This window comes from Nioella nitratireducens (genome assembly GCF_001879715.1).
Lineage (GTDB): Bacteria > Pseudomonadota > Alphaproteobacteria > Rhodobacterales > Rhodobacteraceae > Nioella > Nioella nitratireducens.
The window spans coordinates 13,061-30,902 of the sequence record NZ_MNBW01000023.1 but is presented as its reverse complement, the minus strand read 5'-3'; the positions used below and the strand labels follow the sequence as shown (position 1 = coordinate 30,902).

The 17,842-nt window shown below is 63.7% G+C and carries 15 protein-coding genes; 7 read left to right on the top strand and 8 right to left on the bottom strand.

Translation table 11 applies throughout. The annotated features are described in order from the left end of the window. Positions 1-2 precede the first annotated feature (2 nt). Complete coding sequence (locus BKY27_RS17150; RefSeq protein ID WP_071675714.1) at positions 3-809, top strand: transglutaminase family protein; 807 nt, start codon at positions 3-5, stop codon at positions 807-809. A gap of 33 nt (positions 810-842) precedes the next feature. Continuing rightward, positions 843-1,583 (top strand): proteasome-type protease, encoded by a 741-nt coding sequence (locus BKY27_RS17145; protein WP_071675713.1) that lies wholly within the window; start codon positions 843-845, stop codon positions 1,581-1,583. A 202-nt stretch (positions 1,584-1,785) separates the two neighbouring features. Here BKY27_RS17145 and BKY27_RS20555 read toward each other — a convergent pair whose 3' ends face one another. From BKY27_RS20555 to sciP, 5 genes are all read right to left on the bottom strand, one after another. Further along, positions 1,786-1,908 (bottom strand): hypothetical protein, encoded by a 123-nt coding sequence (locus BKY27_RS20555; RefSeq protein WP_267888901.1) that lies wholly within the window; start codon positions 1,906-1,908, stop codon positions 1,786-1,788. Between the two features lie 140 nt (positions 1,909-2,048). Continuing rightward, positions 2,049-4,151, bottom strand: coding sequence for an ATP-dependent DNA helicase RecG (gene recG, locus BKY27_RS17140; RefSeq protein WP_071675712.1), 2,103 nt, complete (start codon positions 4,149-4,151; stop codon positions 2,049-2,051). Then, positions 4,144-6,402 (bottom strand): NAD-dependent DNA ligase LigA, encoded by a 2,259-nt coding sequence (gene ligA, locus BKY27_RS17135; protein ID WP_071675711.1) that lies wholly within the window; start codon positions 6,400-6,402, stop codon positions 4,144-4,146. The genes recG and ligA overlap by 8 nt, the downstream gene beginning before the upstream one ends. Before the next feature lie 75 nt (positions 6,403-6,477). Then, entirely contained in the window at positions 6,478-7,191 is a 714-nt protein-coding gene (gene ctrA / locus BKY27_RS17130) for a response regulator transcription factor CtrA (protein ID WP_071675710.1), read from the bottom strand. Positions 7,192-7,306: 115 nt separating this feature from the next. After that, positions 7,307-7,582 carry a CtrA inhibitor SciP gene (gene sciP / locus BKY27_RS17125; RefSeq protein WP_071675709.1) on the bottom strand — a complete coding sequence of 92 codons (276 nt, stop codon included), beginning with the start codon at positions 7,580-7,582 and terminating at the stop codon, positions 7,307-7,309. A 125-nt stretch (positions 7,583-7,707) separates the two neighbouring features. Between sciP and mnmA the strand changes: the two genes are divergently transcribed. After that, the gene (gene mnmA / locus BKY27_RS17120; RefSeq protein WP_071675708.1) at positions 7,708-8,850 is read left to right on the top strand and encodes a tRNA 2-thiouridine(34) synthase MnmA; all 1,143 of its coding nucleotides are present in this window, start codon (positions 7,708-7,710) and stop codon (positions 8,848-8,850) included. A gap of 14 nt (positions 8,851-8,864) precedes the next feature. Here the strand turns inward: mnmA and BKY27_RS17115 are convergent, their stop codons facing one another. The 3 genes from BKY27_RS17115 to BKY27_RS17105 form a co-directional block, all read right to left on the bottom strand. Next, a complete protein-coding gene (locus BKY27_RS17115; RefSeq protein ID WP_071675707.1) occupies positions 8,865-10,220 on the bottom strand; it encodes a sensor histidine kinase in 1,356 nt (451 codons plus the stop codon). Further along, positions 10,217-10,888, bottom strand: a complete 672-nt coding sequence (locus BKY27_RS17110; RefSeq protein ID WP_071675706.1) for a response regulator transcription factor — start codon at positions 10,886-10,888, stop codon at positions 10,217-10,219. The genes BKY27_RS17115 and BKY27_RS17110 overlap by 4 nt, the downstream gene beginning before the upstream one ends. Before the next feature lie 112 nt (positions 10,889-11,000). Next, a complete protein-coding gene (locus BKY27_RS17105) occupies positions 11,001-11,417 on the bottom strand; it encodes a PepSY domain-containing protein (protein ID WP_071675705.1) in 417 nt (138 codons plus the stop codon). 212 nt (positions 11,418-11,629) lie between these two features. On the opposite strand from BKY27_RS17105, the gene mprF reads away from it, so the two are divergent. The 4 genes from mprF (at position 11,630) to BKY27_RS17085 (ending at position 17,799) form a co-directional block, all read left to right on the top strand. Beyond that, a complete protein-coding gene (gene mprF / locus BKY27_RS17100) occupies positions 11,630-14,221 on the top strand; it encodes a bifunctional lysylphosphatidylglycerol flippase/synthetase MprF (RefSeq protein WP_146636285.1) in 2,592 nt (863 codons plus the stop codon). Between the two features lie 3 nt (positions 14,222-14,224). Then, on the top strand, positions 14,225-16,249 hold the full coding sequence (locus BKY27_RS17095) for a bifunctional DedA family/phosphatase PAP2 family protein (RefSeq protein WP_071675704.1): 2,025 nt from the start codon (positions 14,225-14,227) through the stop codon (positions 16,247-16,249). Between the two features lie 120 nt (positions 16,250-16,369). After that, positions 16,370-17,008 carry a hypothetical protein gene (locus BKY27_RS17090; RefSeq protein ID WP_146636284.1) on the top strand — a complete coding sequence of 213 codons (639 nt, stop codon included), beginning with the start codon at positions 16,370-16,372 and terminating at the stop codon, positions 17,006-17,008. Positions 17,009-17,013: 5 nt separating this feature from the next. Continuing rightward, positions 17,014-17,799, top strand: coding sequence for a COG4705 family protein (locus BKY27_RS17085; protein WP_071675702.1), 786 nt, complete (start codon positions 17,014-17,016; stop codon positions 17,797-17,799). Positions 17,800-17,842: the final 43 nt, after the last annotated feature.

Below are 17,842 nucleotides of genomic sequence, written 5' to 3'. Positions count from 1 at the left end.
CAATGCGCCTGAAGATCACGCATGTGACCAGCTACAGTTATGACGCCCCGGTTCGGTCCGCGTTGCAAAAGCTGCGGTTGACGCCCCGCTCTGGCCACGGGCAGACGGTTCTGGATTGGGACGTGTCCATAACCGGCGGCACGCGGCAGGTCAGTTATGCCGACCAGTTCGTCAATCACACCGATCTGATCAAGGTCGATCCCGGCGCACAACATATCGAGATCGTCTGCCAAGGCCATGTCGAGACCGAGAACCGCAACGGCGTGATCGGGATTCACAAGGGCTTTGCGCCGCTATGGCTGTATAGGAACGCGACCCCGTTCACCGCCCCCGGATCGACCCTGCGGGCCCTGGTACGGCAGCTCAAGGCCGACCACGGTGACGCGGATGCGCTGACGCAGCTTCACGCGCTCTCGGATATGATCCTTGGGCAGGTGCGTTATGAAACCGGCAGGACCGACAGTTCAACCACCGCCGAAACCGCGCTGGCAGAGGGGCACGGCGTCTGTCAGGACCACACCCATGTGATGATCGCGGCGGCCCGGCTGTTGGGCCAACCGGCCCGTTATATCTCGGGCTACCTGATGATGAACGACCGGGTCGACCAGACCGCCAGCCACGCATGGTGCGAAGTGTGGACAGACGCCCTGGGGTGGGTCGGGTTCGACGTCTCGAACGGGATTTCGCCCGATGACCGCTATGTCCGGGTCGCCACCGGGCGGGACTACCGCGATGCGGCCCCCATCATGGGCATCCGGCAGGGGGCTGGCGACGAACACCTTCAAGTCAGCTTGCAAGTTCAGCAATAGCCTGCTTCATAGACCGCGAACAAGGAGCGCGTCATGACCTATTGCGTCGGGCTGAAACTGGATCACGGGCTGGTATTCATGTCGGACACCCGCACCAATTCGGGTGTCGACAACATATCGACCTTTCGCAAGATGTTCCATTTCGAGGTGCCCAACGACCGCTGCATCACGCTGATGACGGCCGGAAACCTGGCGACCACACAAGCCGTGGTGAGCCTGCTGGAGGAACGCGGCAAGGCCCCCGACGCACGCAATCCCAGTATTTACCGGGCCGAGTCGATGTTTCAGGTGGCCACGCTGGTCGGGGATACGCTGAAGGAAGTGATCTCGACCCACGCGGATGCCGGGCAGCGGGCCAGCGCCACCTTCAACGCGACCATGCTGCTAGGCGGGCAGGTCGGTGACGGCGCACCCCGACTGTTCCTGATCTATCCCGAGGGGAATTTCATCGAGGCGGGAGACGACACCCCGTATTTCCAGATCGGCGAGACCAAATACGGCAAGCCGATTCTGGTGCGGGCGTTCGATCCGTCGATGAGCTTCGAAGAGGCGGTGAAACTGCTACTGGTGTCGTTCGACTCGACGATCAAGGCCAATCTCTCGGTCGGACTGCCGCTGGACGTGCATGTCTACGACACCGACAGCTTGCGCATGGGACGTGAGTTGCGCATTCAGGCCGATGACCCCTATTTCGACGAAATCTCGACCGGCTGGGGGGTCGCCCTGCGCAATGCCTTTGCCGAACTGCCGGGCTTCACCTTCCCCGAGGCCTGACGCCTTACCCTTCGCCCGCGAAAAAAAACCGCCGCACTCCGGGGCAGGAGGCGGCGGCAAGGTATGCGTGTCGGCTGGGACCGGAAAGGGGGACCGGGGCAGGCAGAGCCCGGATCACTTGAGGCAGAAACAGCGCGGGATCAATTTGGGGACAAACCCCGCACGACCCCTCCGGTGGACGACCGCAGGCAGAAAGGCGGGGTCAGATCAGACTGGGCAGATGCAGGATGACCACGGTCGTCACGCCAATGGCGAGAACGCCGACGAAATCCGAAACGAGCGAGTCACGAGAACGGTCTAGGATCTGGCGGATCTGATCAATCATGGTTTCCAATTCCTGAACATCTGAGAGCGGTGTTAACGCTTTGTTCTCATATCTCGCCCCCAAAAGCAAGAACTTTACGAGAACAAATGAGAACAAACAGGAGGCAAGTGGTTAACGCATGGTCAATAACAGGGCCGCTCTCAGCCCACCGAGATCAGCTTGATCGCTTTTTCCTGCTCCATCAGCCACAGCAGCACCCGCACCGATTGCCCGCGGGGGCTGACAAGCTCCGGGTCGCGATCCAGCAGCGCGCGGGCATCCTTTTGGGCAGTCATCATCAGCCCTGTTTGCCCCTCCAGATCGGCAACCCGAAAGCGCGGCAGCCCCGATTGTGCAGTGCCGATCAGGTCGCCCGCCCCGCGAATGGACAGGTCTTCCTCGGCAATGCGAAAGCCGTCCTCGGTGTCACGCAACACCTGCAAGCGCCGACTTGCGGTTTCGCCCAAGGGAGCGCGGTAGAGCAGCAGGCAAGTCGAGGCGCCTTCGCCCCGGCCGACACGACCGCGCAATTGGTGCAACTGTGCCAGTCCGAAATTCTCGGCCTGTTCGATCACCATAATGGTGGCATTGGGCACGTTTACCCCCACCTCGATCACCGTGGTGGCGACCAGCACCCGCGTGCGGCCCTCTACGAAATCGCCCATGGCGGCGTCTTTCTCGGCGGGCGGCAACTGGCCATGCACCAGCCCCACCTTACCCTCGCCCAAGGCCGCGCGCAGATGCTTGAATCGCTCCTCGGCGGCGGTCATCTCGACCACTTCGCTTTCGCCCACCAGCGGGCAAACCCAATAGGCCTGCCTGCCCTCGGCCACGGCCTGCCGCAGGTGATCCATCACCTCGTCCAACCGGGCGGCATTGACCAGCGCCGTGCGGACGGGTTTTCTCCCCGGCGGCTTTTCGTCCAGCACCGAGATATCCATGTCGCCATAGGTGGCAAGGCTCAGTGTGCGGGGAATGGGTGTGGCCGTCATCACGAGAATGTCCGCCGCCGCCCCCTTCTGTCCCAGCTTGACCCGCTGGCGCACGCCGAAACGGTGCTGTTCATCGACAATGGCAAGCCGCAGGTCGTGAAAGGCGACGTCATCCTGAAACACGGCGTGAGTGCCCACGAGAATGCCGATCTCACCCGACTTCAGCGCCGCCAATTTCTGGCGCCGATCGCTACCCTTGTCGCGGCCGGTCAGGATCTCGATCCGCACGCCCGCCGCGTCGGCCAGCGGTTGGAGACTGTCCATATGCTGCGCGGCAAGGATCGAAGTCGGCGCCATCATGACCCCCTGCCCGCCTGCCTCGACCGCGACCAGCATCGCCATCAGGGCAACCAGCGTCTTGCCCGCACCCACATCGCCCTGCAACAGCCTGTTCATGCGCAGCGGGGCCGCCATGTCACCCGCGATTTCGTCCATCGCCCGCACCTGCGCGTCGGTCGGGCCATAGGGCAAGGCCGCCAGAACCTTGTGCCGCAGCGCCCCATCGCCCGCCGTCACCACGCCCTTGCCACGTTTCACCTTTAAGCGCGCAAGGCCGAGGGTCAGTTGGTGGGCGAACAATTCGTCATAGGCCAGCCGTTCCCGCGCGGGGTGACTGGCGGACAGGGTGTCCGGGCCGGTCGGGTTATGCACTTGCACCAACGCCTCGGGCCACGCGGGCCATTGTCGGCTGCGCAACAGTTCGAGGTCGATCCACTCCCCCAGATATGGCGCACGCGGCAGGGCCGAGGCAACGGCGCGTGCGATTCCCTTTTGCGTCACGCCCGCCGTCAGCGGATAGACCGGTTCATAGGCAGGGATTTCATCTGCTTGTGCGGCGGCAAGGATGTGGTCGGGATGCACCATTTGCGCCAAGCCATCGAACAGCTCGACCCGGCCCGAGACCACGCGACGGCTGCCAGTGGGCAGAATTCGTTCCAGGTAGTCGCCGCGAGCGTGAAAGAACACCAGTTCGAAACTGGTTTCCGCATCCGTCACATGCACCCGGTAAGGGCGGCCCCGGCTGGCCGGTTTGCGATGCGGGCCCACCTCGACCTCGACCGTGACGACACCCGGCAAGATCGCCTCGCGGATCGAGGCGCGGCGAGTGCGGTCGGTGCCGCCCACGGGCAGGGTCAGCAACAGGTCCTTGGGCGTCTCGACCCCCAGCCCGGCGTAACTTTTGGCCGTTTTGGGGCCGATACCGTCCAGCCCCTCAAGCTCCGCGAACAGCGGGAACAGGATTTCCGGGCGTCCCTTGGGCAGATCAACCATCGCGGATGAGCGCGAGCCACGCGTCCTCGTCAATCGTTTCCACGCCCAGTTCAGCGGCCTTCTTGGCCTTTGATCCCGCGCCAGGGCCCGCGACCAAGAGGTCGGTCTTGGCCGAGACCGAGCCCGAGACCTTGGCGCCAAGGGCCTCGGCCCGCGCCTTGGCCTCGGCCCGCGTCATCTTTTGCAAGCTGCCCGTGAACACGACCGTCTTGCCGGCAACGGGGCTGTCAGATGTAGCGGGGGCCTCTTCTGGTTCAACCGTCAGGCAAACCACCAGCCGGTCGATCGAGGCGCGCTCGGCCTCTTGCCCAAAGGCGGTGACAAGGGCCATGGCGACAGTGCCGCCAATGCCGTCGATGCCCGTGATCTCTTCCCATGCGGCGCGGGCCTCTTTCGGGACGTCCGCCCAGATTGCATCGCGCGTTGCGGTGATCTGGGCGCGGCGCCCCTCATCGGCGGCGCGGCTGCGTTCCGTCGCCACGGCCTCTTCGGCGGCGCGCGCGGCCGTGCCAGCCGAACGCGCGGCATCGACGGTTTGCGCCATCGCCGTCCACGTGGCGAAATGGCGCGCAAGATCGGCTGAGGCGACCTCGCCCACATGTCGAATACCCAGCGAAAAAAGAAGCCGTTTCAGGGAGATGGATCGTTTTTCAGCAATCGCCGCGAAGAGGTTGTCAGCCGATTTCTCGCCCCAGCCTTCCTTGTTTTTCAATTGTTGCAGGCCCGCGCCGTAGCGGTCTTGCAACGCGAAGATATCGGCCGGTTCCCTGATCCAGCCGTCCTTGTAGAACTGTTCGACCTGCTTTGCCCCCAGCCCGTCGATATCGAAGGCGGCGCGGCTGACGAAATGCTTGAGCTTCTCGACCGCCTGCGCCGGGCAGACGAGGCCACCGGTGCAGCGGCGAACGGCATCGCCCTCCTCGCGCACCGCCTCGGACCCGCATTCGGGGCACGTGACGGGGAAGGCATAGGGCGCGGCATCGTCCGGGCGCTTGGTCAGGTCCACATCCGCGACTTTCGGGATCACGTCGCCCGCGCGGTAAACCTGCACCCAATCGCCGACGCGGATATCCTTTCCATCGCGGATCGGTTGGCCGTTGGAATCGCGCCCGGCGATGTAATCCTCGTTGTGCAACGTAGCGTTCGACACGACGACCCCGCCAACGGTCACCGGCGCCAGCCGCGCAACAGGGGAAAGCGCGCCGGTGCGGCCCACCTGGATGTCGATCGCCTCCAGCCGGGTCCAGGCGAGTTCGGCCGGGAATTTGTGGGCAATGGCCCAACGGGGCGTGGTCGAGCGCATCCCGAGGCGGCCCTGCAATCCAAGGTCGTTCACCTTGTAGACCACCCCGTCGATGTCGTAGCCGAGCGTCGCGCGGCGCTGTTCGATATGGCGGTAGTGCTCCAACATCTCGTCGGCGGATCGGCACAGCCGGGTGTGCGGGTTGGTCTGGAAGCCGAACCGATCCAGTCGGTCGATGGCATCGACCTGTGTCTCGGCCAGCGGGGCCGACAGCTCGCCCCAGGAATAGGCGAAGAATTTCAACGGTCGGGCGCGGGTGATTTCCGGATCGAGTTGCCGCAGCGATCCGGCCGCCGCGTTTCTGGGGTTGGCGAAAGTCTTGCTGCCACGCGCAGTCTGTCGGGTGTTCAGTTCCTCGAAATCGGCATGGCTCATATAAACCTCGCCGCGCACTTCCAGAACCTCGGGCGCACCGGTCAGCCGGTGGGGGATATCGGCGATGGTGCGGGCGTTGGCGGTGACGTTTTCACCCACCTCGCCATCACCACGGGTCGCGGCCTGAACGAGTTTTCCGTCCTCGTAGCGCAGTGATAGCGACAGTCCGTCGATCTTGGGCTCCGCCGTGAAGGCAAGCGGCGCGTCGGCGCCGAGCCCAAGGTAGCGGCGGATACCGGCCACGAAATCGCGCAGCTCCGAGTCGTCGAACGCGTTGGCGAGGGAGAGCATCCGTTGCGCATGGGCAACCTTGGCAAAACCGTCAGCCGGGGCGGCCCCGACCTGTTCGGACGGGCTGTCGGCGCGCTTCAGGTCGGGAAACCTCGCCTCAAGCGCCGCGTTCTCGCGCTTGAGGGCATCGTAGTCCGCATCCGTTATCTCGGGGGCGTCCTCGGAATGATACGCCGCGTTGGCGCGCGCGATCAGCCGGGCGAGTTCCGCCAGGCGTGTCCTTGCCTCTGCCGCATCCAGCGCGGCCGCCCGATCTTCGGGTGTCGCGGGTTCTGCTGCCATATCTGCCCCTCGGAAAAAACCACGGCCTCCTGCTGTGATAGGAGGCCGCGGGGACGAGGTCCAGTCGGGAAGCAATCAGGCGCTGGCCGCGAAACCCTGGCCGTCACTGTTTTCGATCGGATCGCGCAGCACATAGCCCCGCCCCCAGATCGTCTCGATATGGTTGTCGCCACCGGTCGCTTCGGACAGCTTCTTGCGCAGTTTGCAGATGAACACGTCGATGATCTTCAATTCCGGTTCATCCATGCCGCCATAGAGGTGGTTGAGAAACATCTCCTTCGTCAGCGTGGTGCCCTTGCGCAGCGAGAGAAGTTCCAACATCTGGTATTCCTTGCCGGTCAGATGCACCGAGCGCCCCTCGACATCGACGGTCTTGGCATCGAGATTGACATTGATCCGGCCAGTGCGGATGACCGATTGGGAATGCCCCTTGGACCGGCGGATGATTGCGTGAATACGGGCGACCAGTTCATCGCGATGAAAGGGTTTGGTCAGGTAGTCATCGGCGCCGAATCCAAATCCCTTGATCTTGCTTTCCGTGTCGTCGGCCCCCGACAGGATCAGGATCGGCGTTTCGACGCGGGCCAGACGCAATTGGCGCAACACATCATGTCCCGTCATGTCGGGCAGATTAAGATCCAGCAGGATAAGGTCGTAATCATAGAGTTTGGCGAGGTCGATTCCCTCTTCCCCCAAGTCTGTCGAGTAGACGTTGAAGTTGGCGTGACTCAACATCATCTCGATGCTCTTCGACGTGGTAGGATCGTCTTCAACCAACAGCACACGCATCACGCTTTCTCCGATTCTCTCTCACTGATCACCAAACTGACCGCAGTTTATTAATTTCAAGTTATCTTTTTAGATAGTTTTCGAAAACGATTTCCTTTTCAACCAAAATGTTAGCTCATTCCCGAAATCTCTGAAGCGCTGTGGCCTTGAGTGCCCTTTCGCCGTAATCAAACGCCATGCGCATCCAGCTTTCCAGCTCTTCTTCTGACAGGCCCCATGTTTTGCAGGCTTCGTCGCGCTCGATCAGCCCCGAAGCGACGGCCCGAACCACGCAGGCCTTGCGGCGGGCAACCCATCTGGTGGTGTCCGGACTAGGCAAGTCTGCGCGGGTCATCTGACTGCCGTCGGGAAGGGTGACGGACACAGGCCCTTTGACACGTCTGATATACATGGCGCTCCTCTTGCCTCTCGGGGATGCGAGGCAGATAACCGCAAAAGGCTTAACGGGCGGTAAGCGCCGCCCTTGAGGATAGGACGCATTTTCCTATATTGCGCGCGAACCTCCCGGAGACTGACATGCCCCTCGACCCGCATCCCCTGAATTCGCTCGGATTCGCCAAACCCCCGTCCGAGACCCGTGTCGTCGTGGCGATGTCGGGCGGCGTGGACAGTTCGGTTGTTGCCGCGCTACTGGCCGAACAAGGCTATGATGTGGTGGGGGTCACCCTGCAACTTTATGATCACGGGGCGGCTCTGGCCAAGACGGGCGCCTGCTGCGCCGGTCGTGACATTCACGACGCACGCCGGGTGGCAGAGGAAATGGGCTTTCCACACTACGTGCTGGATTACGAAAATATCTTCAAAGACGCGGTGATCGACGAATTCGCCGAGAGCTATCTGGGCGGCGCCACGCCGGTGCCCTGCATTCGCTGCAACGAGCGGGTGAAATTCAAGGATTTGCTGGAAACTGCAAAAGACCTTGATGCGGATTGCATGGCCACCGGGCATTATATCCAACGGATGATCGGGCCGAACGGAGCCGAGTTGCATTGCGCCGCCGATTCCAGCCGCGATCAAAGCTATTTCCTGTTTTCGACCACCCAGGACCAACTGGACTATCTGCGTTTCCCACTGGGGCATCTTCCGTCCAAAGACGAAACGCGCAAGCTCGCGGCGAAATACGGCCTTCCTGTCGCCGACAAGCCCGACAGCCAGGATATCTGTTTCGTTCCGGACGGGAATTATGCCGCGGTGATCGAAAAGCTGCGCCCCGGCGCGGCCGACCCCGGCGACATCGTCGATATGGACGGGACAGTTCTGGGCGAGCATCGGGGGGTTATTCACTACACGATCGGTCAGCGGCGCGGGCTTGGCATCGGTGGGCTGACCGATCCGCTCTACGTGGTAAAGCTCGACCCCGACCGCCGGCACGTTGTGGTCGGCCCGAAAGAGGCTCTGTCGACCCGGATCGTGCCGGTGCGCGAGATCAACTGGCTCGGCGATGAGCCCTTCACCTCGCGCAAGGAATGGCCGCTTGAGGTCAAGATCCGCTCGACCCGCCCCCCGCGCGAGGCGATCCTTCGACCGCTGTCCGAAACCGAGGCCGAGGTCGAACTGATCGAGCCGGAAGAGGGCGTCAGCCCCGGTCAGGCCTGTGTCTTTTACGACCCCGACAGCAGCCGTATTTTCGGCGGCGGCTGGATCTGGCGCGGATATTGACGCCCGCGCCAGCCCTACAGGACGACCGTCGCGCGCAGGCCGGGATCGTTGCCGCTGAGGTCGAGATGACCGCCATGCAGCCGCGCGATGGCAGAAACAAGGCTTAGCCCCAAACCGCTTCCCGGCATGGTCCGGCTCTTGTCCAGCCGGACAAAACGCTCGGTGACGCGGCCTCGATCTTCGGGGGCGATCCCGGCACCGTCATCCGCAACCCAAAACACCGGTCTGCCGTGCAGGGTTCCGACGCCGATCTCGATCGTCGCCGGGGCTGGACAATGCAAAATGGCGTTCTCGACGAGGTTTACCAGGGCCTGAAGCAAAAGCTCGCGGTCGGCCTCGACCACCTTGGGCCCATCGGGCCGCAGCAGGCGCAGGTCTTGCCCATTATCCTCGGCCACCGGGCACATGAACTCGTAGACATCGGCGGCCAGTTGACCAAGGTCGACCGGGGCGGGGTCCAGCGCCACGCTGCCCGACTGCAACCGCGACAGGCGCAGGATCGCTTCGAACGACCCGGCCAGCGTATCAATCTCTTCCAGCATCGTGCCACTGGCCTGCCGCAGCGGGGTTGGGATATCGGGGTCGATGGCAAAGGGTTCGATCCTCATCCGCAGCCGCATCAATGGCGCGCGCAGATCGTGGGCAATATCGGTCGAAACCTGCCGGATCGCCTCCACCCCCGCCTGCAAGCGGTCAAAGGTCGTGTTCATTCCGGCGGCAAGGCGGCCCAGATCGTCCCCCGCATGATCCTCGATCCGGGCTTCGAAATGCCCGCTGCCGACCCGATCCAAGACCGTTTCCATCGCGGTGATGCGCGCCTCGTTCCGGCGGGCGATCACGACTGCCAGCCCGATTGACAGCAGCAGCGCCGCGCCCAGGCCCCAGATCATCGTCTGGATCAGGATCTCGCCGCTCTCGGTGATCCATGCCGTATCGCGCGCGGCATAAACGGGCCCAAGCGGTGTCTGAATCCCGTAGGCCGCATAGGCATCTGGTGCCTCGAGTCCCTGCTGGCCAGGCAGGGTCAGGTCACGGCCCGGAACCAATTGCCGGGCCCCGAGGAAAGCAACAGACGGGTCGAAATTCCCGGTGACGTCGCCAGTCTGGGAATTCACCCAAGCCACAAGGACCGAAAGATCGCCCGTCGCCTGCACCTGCGCATTGATCTGCTCGGCCAGATCCGCCGGATCGTTGCTGTCGGCGACCAAGGCAATGCTTTCGGCCAGGGCCTGAACATCGGTTTGCAGGCGGGCGGAAAGATCGCGTGTTTGCAGGGTGTATGAAATGCCACCGGCCGCAAGGGCGCCTATGGCGAAGACCGCGCTCAGCGCCAGCGCGAACCGCATCGACCAAGAGGCGTTCACATTCATGGCTGAAACACGTAGCCGACGCCGTGCATGGTCACGAGGGTCTGGCGGCCAAAGGGTTTGTCGATCTTGTTGCGCAAACGGCTGATATGGGTTTCGACCACGCTGGTCTTGGGGTCGAAATGCAGGCCCCAGACGGCCTCTAGCAAAATGGTGCGGGTCTGAACCCGGCCCGGGCGTTCCATGAAATGGCGCAAGAGCTGGAATTCACGCGGCTGCAGGTCGATCACGTCGCCGCCGCGGGTCACCTTGCGCGACAAGAGATCAAGCTGAAGATCGCCCGCGGTCAGGGTCGTGACCTCGTTTCGCAGGCTGGGACGCCGCCCGATGGTATCTATGCGCGCCAGCAGTTCGACAAAGGCGAAGGGCTTGACCATGTAGTCATCGGCCCCCCCGCGCAGACCTTCGACCCGGTCCTCGACGCTGCCCATCGAGGTCAGCAGGATCACCGGCGTTTGCACCCGCGCAGCGCGGACGGATTTCAGCACCGACAGCCCGTCCAGACCCGGCATCATGCGATCCAAGATCAGCAAGTCATAGCTCTGCGCCAAGGCTTGCGAAACCGCGTCACGGCCATCGGTGACGTGATCGACCACATGGCCTTCGCCGGTCAGGCCCTTGCGGATATAGGCCCCGGCCTCGGCGTCGTCTTCGGCAAGCAAGATGTTCATGGCCCAATGGTATCCTTAACGTAAATCGCATGCCGCCCGGCAAAATCTGGGGTTCCGGGCGGCATGCTGCAAGGGGGATCTAGGGCAATCCCCCTATCGGGGTTAGAGCGGATCAGTCGGCGATTTCACCATCGCCGTCGCCGTGGTCGCCGCCGTCGTCGTCCTGCGCGCCATCGTCATCTGCTTCGCCATCGCCCGAGCGATCTTCAACCGGGTCGGCCTTCATCATGTCGTGACTACCCGACGCCAGAACCTCGCCGGTCGACGCGTCCACCATGACCGTCCAGGGCGTGCCGTCATCGCCGAGCACGGTCGCCTCGTAGACCGCGCGGCCATCGACATCGCCGAAGGTGACCGCCGCCAACGACCCGGCATGGGCGGAAAGCGCCGTGTCGCCAGCCTGTTGCAGGCTCAGATTGGCAGCCTGAAACATCTGTGTTTCCGCGCTGTCCATCGTTTCGGCGGCCGCGGCCAGAGGGGCAAGACCAACCAGAACCAAAGAGGGCAGGATCAGTGCAGTACGGGTCATATGGTTTCCTTTTTCATTTCCATCAGCAGGTCCTATGCGCCTGCCATCAGGAAATGGGGCCCTCACTTCACCCGGGCCTTTCGTCGTTCTTACTTCTCTGTAACAACTCGCCCTGACGGCCACAGCGTGATTTACAGCTGTCACATTTGCCCCGTAACAGGGGCGGATCGCCCAGAATGGCGCAGCCTGCGCCCGCCCTTACCCGAGACCGCATGATGACGACCACACCATTCTCTGGCCTGCGCCACGCCCTGCCGATCCTGATCGGCATCGCCCTGTTCGGGCTTGGGGTCTATGCGCTGTATCACCTGTTGCGCCCGGTGGACGCGGCAGACGTGATGGCGCAGGTCAAGGGCATGCCGCTGCCGACGCTGGCGGGTGCCATACTGGCAACGGCCGTCGCCTATACCGCCCTGATCGGCTACGACGTTTTCGCGCTGCGCTTCATCGGCCACAATCTGCCTGCACGGGTGATCGCCCTTGGCGGGTTCCTGGGCTACGCATTCGGCAACACCATCGGGATCAGCGTCGTGTCCGGCGGGGCCGTGCGCTACCGGATCTACTCGGCCTTCGGGCTGAATGCCTTCGAGGTCGCCGCCGTCTCGACCTACATTGCCATGGCGCTCGGCACGGGCCTGTCGCTGATCGGGCTGGTCGCGCTCAGCATATATCCGGGCGTTGTCGGCGACCTCCTCCCCTTGCCTGCAACCACCGTGGGCGTCGGCGCGGGCGGGATCGCCGTCGCGGCCATCGCGGCCATCGCGTGGATCTCGTGGAGCGGACGGTCCCTGACCTTTTGGAAATTCGACCTGCGCCTGCCGTCGCCAGCCAGCCTTGGCGGGCAATTGGCGGTGACGCTGATTGATGTCGCGGCAGCCGCCCTGACGCTTTGGATCCTGATGCCGCAGGGCACGCCACCCTTCTTTGCCTTTGTTGCCATCTACGCCATTGCCACGATGGTCGGCGTGGCCAGCCATGTGCCGGGCGGCGTCGGGGTGTTCGAAACGGTGGTGATCGGCACCCTGCCCGCCAGCGTGCCGGTCGGCGAGGCGGCGGCCGGTCTGCTGCTGTTCCGGATGATCTATTACCTTCTGCCCTTCATCCTCGGCTTCGCGCTTGTGTCGTTCAACGAAGCGCGGGCGTTCGGCGGGCCGGTGGCTCGCTGGTTCGGGCGCGGCTCGACCCAGATGCGCCCGGCGGTCGATGCCTTGAACGAGGTCGCCCCGTCGCTGGTGGCCATGGCGGTGTTCGGTCTGGGGGCCTACCTGTTGCTGGTCTCGATGGTGCCCACGATCCGGGGCGAGGCCTTGGCGGACGGCGATTTCATCGCCGCCGTTCTGTTGGAGGGCGGCACGCTGGTCTCGGCCATGTCGGGTGCGGTGCTGCTGATCCTGTCGCACGGGCTGCTGCGCCGGGTGTCGGGCGCGTTCTGGATGACCATCGTGGTGCTGGTGGGCGGCATCGTTGCCTCGCTGCTCAACGATATGGATTACGAAAGCGCTGCCGTGCTGCTGGCCGGCATCGCGCTGCTCTTTCCGTTCAAAGCTGCCTTCTACCGAAGCGCCCGGTTGACGGATGGGCTGTTCAGCCCCTCGTGGTTCGCGGTGACCTTCGGCGTTGCGCTGGCTGCGGCGGCCTTCTTCTTTTTCGTGCACCGCGCAATCCCCTATTCCAACGACCTCTGGATCCAGATTTCCCACGGCGCCAACACCCCCCGCGCCTTGCGGGCGGGTCTTGCAGCCTCGGCCGTTCTGCTTGTCTTTTCGGTCGTCGTCGCGTCGCGTCCGGTGCGGCGAAAGTCGGTCGATCCACTGGACCCCGGCATCATGGATCGTGTGGCCCAGATCGTGAGCCAGTCAGATGAGCCGCGCGGGTGCCTTGCCTTTGCGGGCGACAAGCGGTTCCTGTTTTCAGACCGTGGCAATGCATTCGTGATGTATGGCGTTCACGGGGCGACATGGGTCACGCTTGGCGACCCCATCGGCGCGAAGGACGAGGTCGCCGACCTGTGCTGGTCCTTCATTGACCAGGCCGAGCGGGCCAATTGCCGCCCTGTCTTCTATGAAGTCGGGCAGGACAACATGGCAATTTACGTCGAAATGGGCCTGTCACTGCACAAGATCGGGGAAGAGGCGGTGATCGACCTACGCCGCTTCAGCCTTTCGGGATCGTCCTTCAAATCCATGCGGGCGGCCTTCAACAAGTGCAAGCGCGAGGGCCTGGCGATGGAGATGCTCCAGCCGCCCCACGCGCCCGCGCTGCTGGACGAGTTGGACAACGTGTCCCAAGCATGGCTTGGCGGCAAATCGGGGCGGGAACGGGGGTTTTCCATAGGGACGTTCGACGCAAGCTATCTCGACCGCTTTCCCATTGCCATTATACGCAGGGGCGACCGTGTTCTAGCCTTTGCCAACCTTATGGCACCGGGCACCGGCAAACGGGTTTCCATCGACCTGATGCGCTACCTGCCCGACGATGCCACGGGTCTGATGGATTTCCTGTTCCTGTCGCTGATCGAGCACTTCCGCGATACGGGGGTCGAGGAATTCAGCCTTGGCGTTGCGCCGTTGTCGGGCCTGTCCGAGCGCTCGCTTGATCGGTTGTGGACGCGGTTTGGCGCCCTGATCTTCCGGCACGGCGGGGCGTTCTACAATTTCGTTGGGCTGCGCCGCTACAAGCAGAAGTTTCATCCCGACTGGCGGGCGTGTTACATCGCCTTGCCGCCCGGCCTGTCGCCAACCCGCGCGATGTCGGATGTCACCCTGCTGATCGCGGGCGGGCCGCGCGGCCTGATCGGAAAGTAACCCATGGCCCTCGGACTCGACCAGATTTTGCCGCAGATCCAATCGCTTGGTGTTCTTGGCTACTGGGCCATCGGGGCAGGTTCGATGCTGGAATCGTTTTTCCTGACCGGGATCGTCGTCCCCGGCACGCTGATCGTCGAGGCCGGGGGGCTGTTGGTGGGCCAGGGTGTTCTGGATTTCTTCGACCTCGTTTGGTTCGTGGCCATCGGCTCGATCCTTGGGTGCGAGGCGAGCTTCTGGGTCGGAAGGCTGGCCGGGGCGCGGATCAAGGATGGCTCGCGGCTGACCAATTCCAAGGCCTTCCATCGCGCGCAGGCCATGTTCGCCAAGCGCGGGGGGCTTGCCTTGGTGCTGGGACGGTTTCTGGGCCCGGTCTCGGGCCTTGTCCCGCTGGCCGCCGCGCTGGCGGGAATGGACCGGCGAAAGGTGCTGATGTGGAACATCATCGGCAGCATCCCCTACGCGCTGGTGCAACTGTCCATCGGCCTCGCCATCGGGGGCGTGCTGGGGCAAATCGGGCCAATGGCCTCTCGCGTTACGCTGGTTGTGGTTGTGGTTGCGGCAGTCCTGTTTCTGGTCTGGTGGTTGATCTTTCGACTCCTGCGGCTGCTACCGCTCGTCTTGTCGCTATTGGAAAGCCTGTTGGCCAGCTTGGGCGAACGGCCTGCAATCGCAAGGGTCCGTGCCCGGCACCCGGCGGTCGGGCGTTGGATCGCGGGACGTTTCGACAAGAGCCATTTCTTCGGCCTGCCGCTGACCATGCTGGCGATGGTGTTTTTCTACCTTTTCGCCGTCTGGGTGGATTCACTTCTGGAATTTGTCTTCACGGCACCCATCCTGTCGCTTGATCCGCGCGTGGCCGAGTTGATCCATACCTTTTGGTCGCCCACCCTGTTGCGGATCGCGGCCTTTGTCACCGCGCTTGGCGACCCGCGTGTCATTGGCGCGCTTGCGGCGGCCCTGTTGATCTGGCTCTTGGTTCTGCGGCGCATCGGGCTGGCGCTTGCGGTGCTGGTTGCGGTTGGGGGCGATGTGCTCTCGGTCAGTTTGTTGAAGCACATTTTCGCGCGGCCCCGCCCGGAGCTGGCCTATTTCGTTGAAACCTCGGGCAGCTTCCCCTCTGGCCACGCCGCGATTTCGATCGCGTTTTTCGGCACCTTTGCCTATGTTCTGTGGCGCTTGCATCGTATCCGGGCGGCGACCGGCATTGTCTTGGCCAGCTTGATCGCTGTCCTGATCGGGGCCAGTCGGCTTTACCTGAATGAACATTACCTCAGCGATGTGCTGAATGGCTGGCTGGTCGGTGGGCTCTGGCTGACCGTCGCGGTGACGGCGGCGGAATGGTGGCATGCCTCGCATCCGCAACACCCCGATGACAGCCATCCCTTGCCCCTGCGCCTTGCCGCCGCCACCGTGGTCGCGGCCGCCATAGGCATCGCGGGCTGGACTGTCGTGACCTATGACAAGGCTCATGCAATCCCGCCCGCACCGGCCCGTGATACGACACTTGCCGATCCCTCGGCGCTGTTTGAACAGGGATTGCCGACAGGGACCGAAACGCTGCTTGGCACGCCGGCCGGTGAGGTCAACGCCGTGCTTGTGGTGTCTTCCGAAAGCACGCTGCCCGACACGCTGACGGTGGCAGGCTGGACACAGGCCCTGGTGCCGGGCCCCGCCCGGCTGGTTTCGCTGGCCTATGAGGCGGCCTTGCAAGAGACCGACCCGACCGCCCCTCTCGCCCCGCATTTCTGGAACGGTCGGCCGAGCGATCTGAGCGTTGAGCGGCAGGTGGGGCAGACCTGGCTGCTGGCCGAAATCTGGCGCACGCGATTCCTGTCCCCCCATGGCGCACGACTTTACGTAGTGACGGTAGGCCCCCGTGATGCGCCGGATCAGATCGGGCCAGCCGCCGCGGACATGCTCGATCCGCTGGCTCAATTCCTTGGCGACCTGACCGCTACGGCAGCACAAACCGCGCCGCCGACCGTTTTCCAAGGCGGATCGCTGACCACCCTGTCTCTTCCCTAAAAAACGACGTCCTTACCAAACCGTAAGGGCGCGGTCAGATCATTCTCGGGTGATCCCGTCAAACAGCAGGCAAGGACGCGGTTTCCGCGTGCCGTCCCGCGATTGATGAGGTTCCCCGACATGACACCCCCCCTTCGAAACCTGCTGCTGTCGACGGTGCTGATTGCCCTGCCAGCAACCGGCTTCACGATGACCGAGGTTTTTCTGCTGCCCCCCGCCCCGGCGGCCTCTGCCCAGGCCAGCCCCGGCCTTGGCGACGTGACCGCGTACTCCGCGATCGTCTCTGACACCCAGGCCATTGCCGCCACAGGCGACCTGACAGCAGCCGAGCAGCGGATCACCGATCTCGAAACCCTGTGGGACCAGAACGCCGGCGCGCTGCGCCAGCAGGACCGGGCCGCGTGGGGCGCGGTCGACGGCGCCGCAGATGATGCCTTTTCCGCCCTGCGGGCCCCTCGTCCAGATCCTGCCCGCGTCGCGGCAACCCTTGCCGCGCTGCAAGGCGCGCTTGCCCACCCGGTTCCCGCCGCAGCCAACGGACCGGTTCAGCACGTCAACGGGATTGCCGTAACCGACGAGTCCGGGCGCGCCCTGCCCTGTGAAGACCTGGTGGGCCAGTTGCAGGACAGCCTGTCCACCCGCACAGCCTCGGCCCAAGTGGCCGACCTTCTCTCTCGCGCGCTTGAGCGCTGCACGGCAGATGACGACGCCCGCGCCGATGCTTTCGCCGCGCAAGGCCTGTCGCTGATCCAAGGATGATCCCCATGACCGATGCAACTTTTACCGACCTGCGCGACACGCTCGCCGAAACCCCAACGCCCAACCGGGTGCCCGACGCCACGCCGGGGTTCTGGATCATCAAGCTGACCGCCGTGACCATGGGCGAAACAGCGGCCGATTTTCTTGCGGTCAATCTGGGCCTCGGCCTTGGAGCGACCACCGTGTTGATGACACTGGTCCTGGTGGCCGCGATGCTGTGGCAATTCCGGCAACAGCGCTACGTCCCGGCGGTCTACTGGACCGCCGTGGTCATGATTTCGATTGTGGGCACGCTGATCACCGACAACATGACCGACGCGCTTGGCATTCCATTGCTGACCTCGACCATCGGCTTCACCATCGCACTGGCCGCCAGTTTCGCCATCTGGTTCACTTCCGAACGCACGCTGTCGATCCACGAGGTCTTTACCTTCCGCCGCGAAGCTTTCTACTGGCTGGCGATCCTGTTTACCTTCGCGCTCGGCACCGCCGTCGGCGACCTCATTTCCGAGGCCTTCGGCGTCGGTTTCGCCGGGACCGGTGTGCTCTTCGGGCTGATCATCGCCTCGCTTGCCATGGGCTACTTCGCCGTCGGGCTAGATGGGCTGTGGGCGTTCTGGCTGTGCTACATCTTCACCCGGCCCCTCGGTGCCTCGTTCGGGGATTTCCTTGCGCAGCCGTCCGATTACGGCGGCTTGGGCCTTGGCACCATCGTCACCAGCCTCGCCTTCCTTGGCATCATCGCGGTGACCGTCGGGGCAATGACCCTGCGCCGCCGGTCCGCTGACTGACCTTTCCGGCCCCCGACCGCCGGGGGCCAATTTTCCACAGACA

Bases quoted from the DNA above. Each gene is read 5' to 3' on its own strand.
- BKY27_RS20555 (WP_267888901.1), bottom strand. From the start codon at position 1,908: ATGATTGATCAGATCCGCCAGATCCTAGACCGTTCTCGTGACTCGCTC.
- sciP (WP_071675709.1), bottom strand. From the start codon at position 7,582: ATGTATATCAGACGTGTCAAAGGGCCTGTGTCCGTCACCCTTCCCGAC.
- BKY27_RS17085 (WP_071675702.1), top strand. From the start codon at position 17,014: ATGACCGATGCAACTTTTACCGACCTGCGCGACACGCTCGCCGAAACC.
- BKY27_RS17110 (WP_071675706.1), bottom strand. From the start codon at position 10,888: ATGAACATCTTGCTTGCCGAAGACGACGCCGAGGCCGGGGCCTATATC.
- mnmA (WP_071675708.1), top strand. From the start codon at position 7,708: ATGCCCCTCGACCCGCATCCCCTGAATTCGCTCGGATTCGCCAAACCC.
- mprF (WP_146636285.1), top strand. From the start codon at position 11,630: ATGATGACGACCACACCATTCTCTGGCCTGCGCCACGCCCTGCCGATC.
- BKY27_RS17105 (WP_071675705.1), bottom strand. From the start codon at position 11,417: ATGACCCGTACTGCACTGATCCTGCCCTCTTTGGTTCTGGTTGGTCTT.
- BKY27_RS17145 (WP_071675713.1), top strand. From the start codon at position 843: ATGACCTATTGCGTCGGGCTGAAACTGGATCACGGGCTGGTATTCATG.
- BKY27_RS17150 (WP_071675714.1), top strand. From the start codon at position 3: ATGCGCCTGAAGATCACGCATGTGACCAGCTACAGTTATGACGCCCCG.
- BKY27_RS17115 (WP_071675707.1), bottom strand. From the start codon at position 10,220: ATGAATGTGAACGCCTCTTGGTCGATGCGGTTCGCGCTGGCGCTGAGC.
- BKY27_RS17095 (WP_071675704.1), top strand. From the start codon at position 14,225: ATGGCCCTCGGACTCGACCAGATTTTGCCGCAGATCCAATCGCTTGGT.
- recG (WP_071675712.1), bottom strand. From the start codon at position 4,151: ATGGTTGATCTGCCCAAGGGACGCCCGGAAATCCTGTTCCCGCTGTTC.
- ligA (WP_071675711.1), bottom strand. From the start codon at position 6,402: ATGGCAGCAGAACCCGCGACACCCGAAGATCGGGCGGCCGCGCTGGAT.
- ctrA (WP_071675710.1), bottom strand. From the start codon at position 7,191: ATGCGTGTGCTGTTGGTTGAAGACGATCCTACCACGTCGAAGAGCATC.
- BKY27_RS17090 (WP_146636284.1), top strand. From the start codon at position 16,370: ATGACACCCCCCCTTCGAAACCTGCTGCTGTCGACGGTGCTGATTGCC.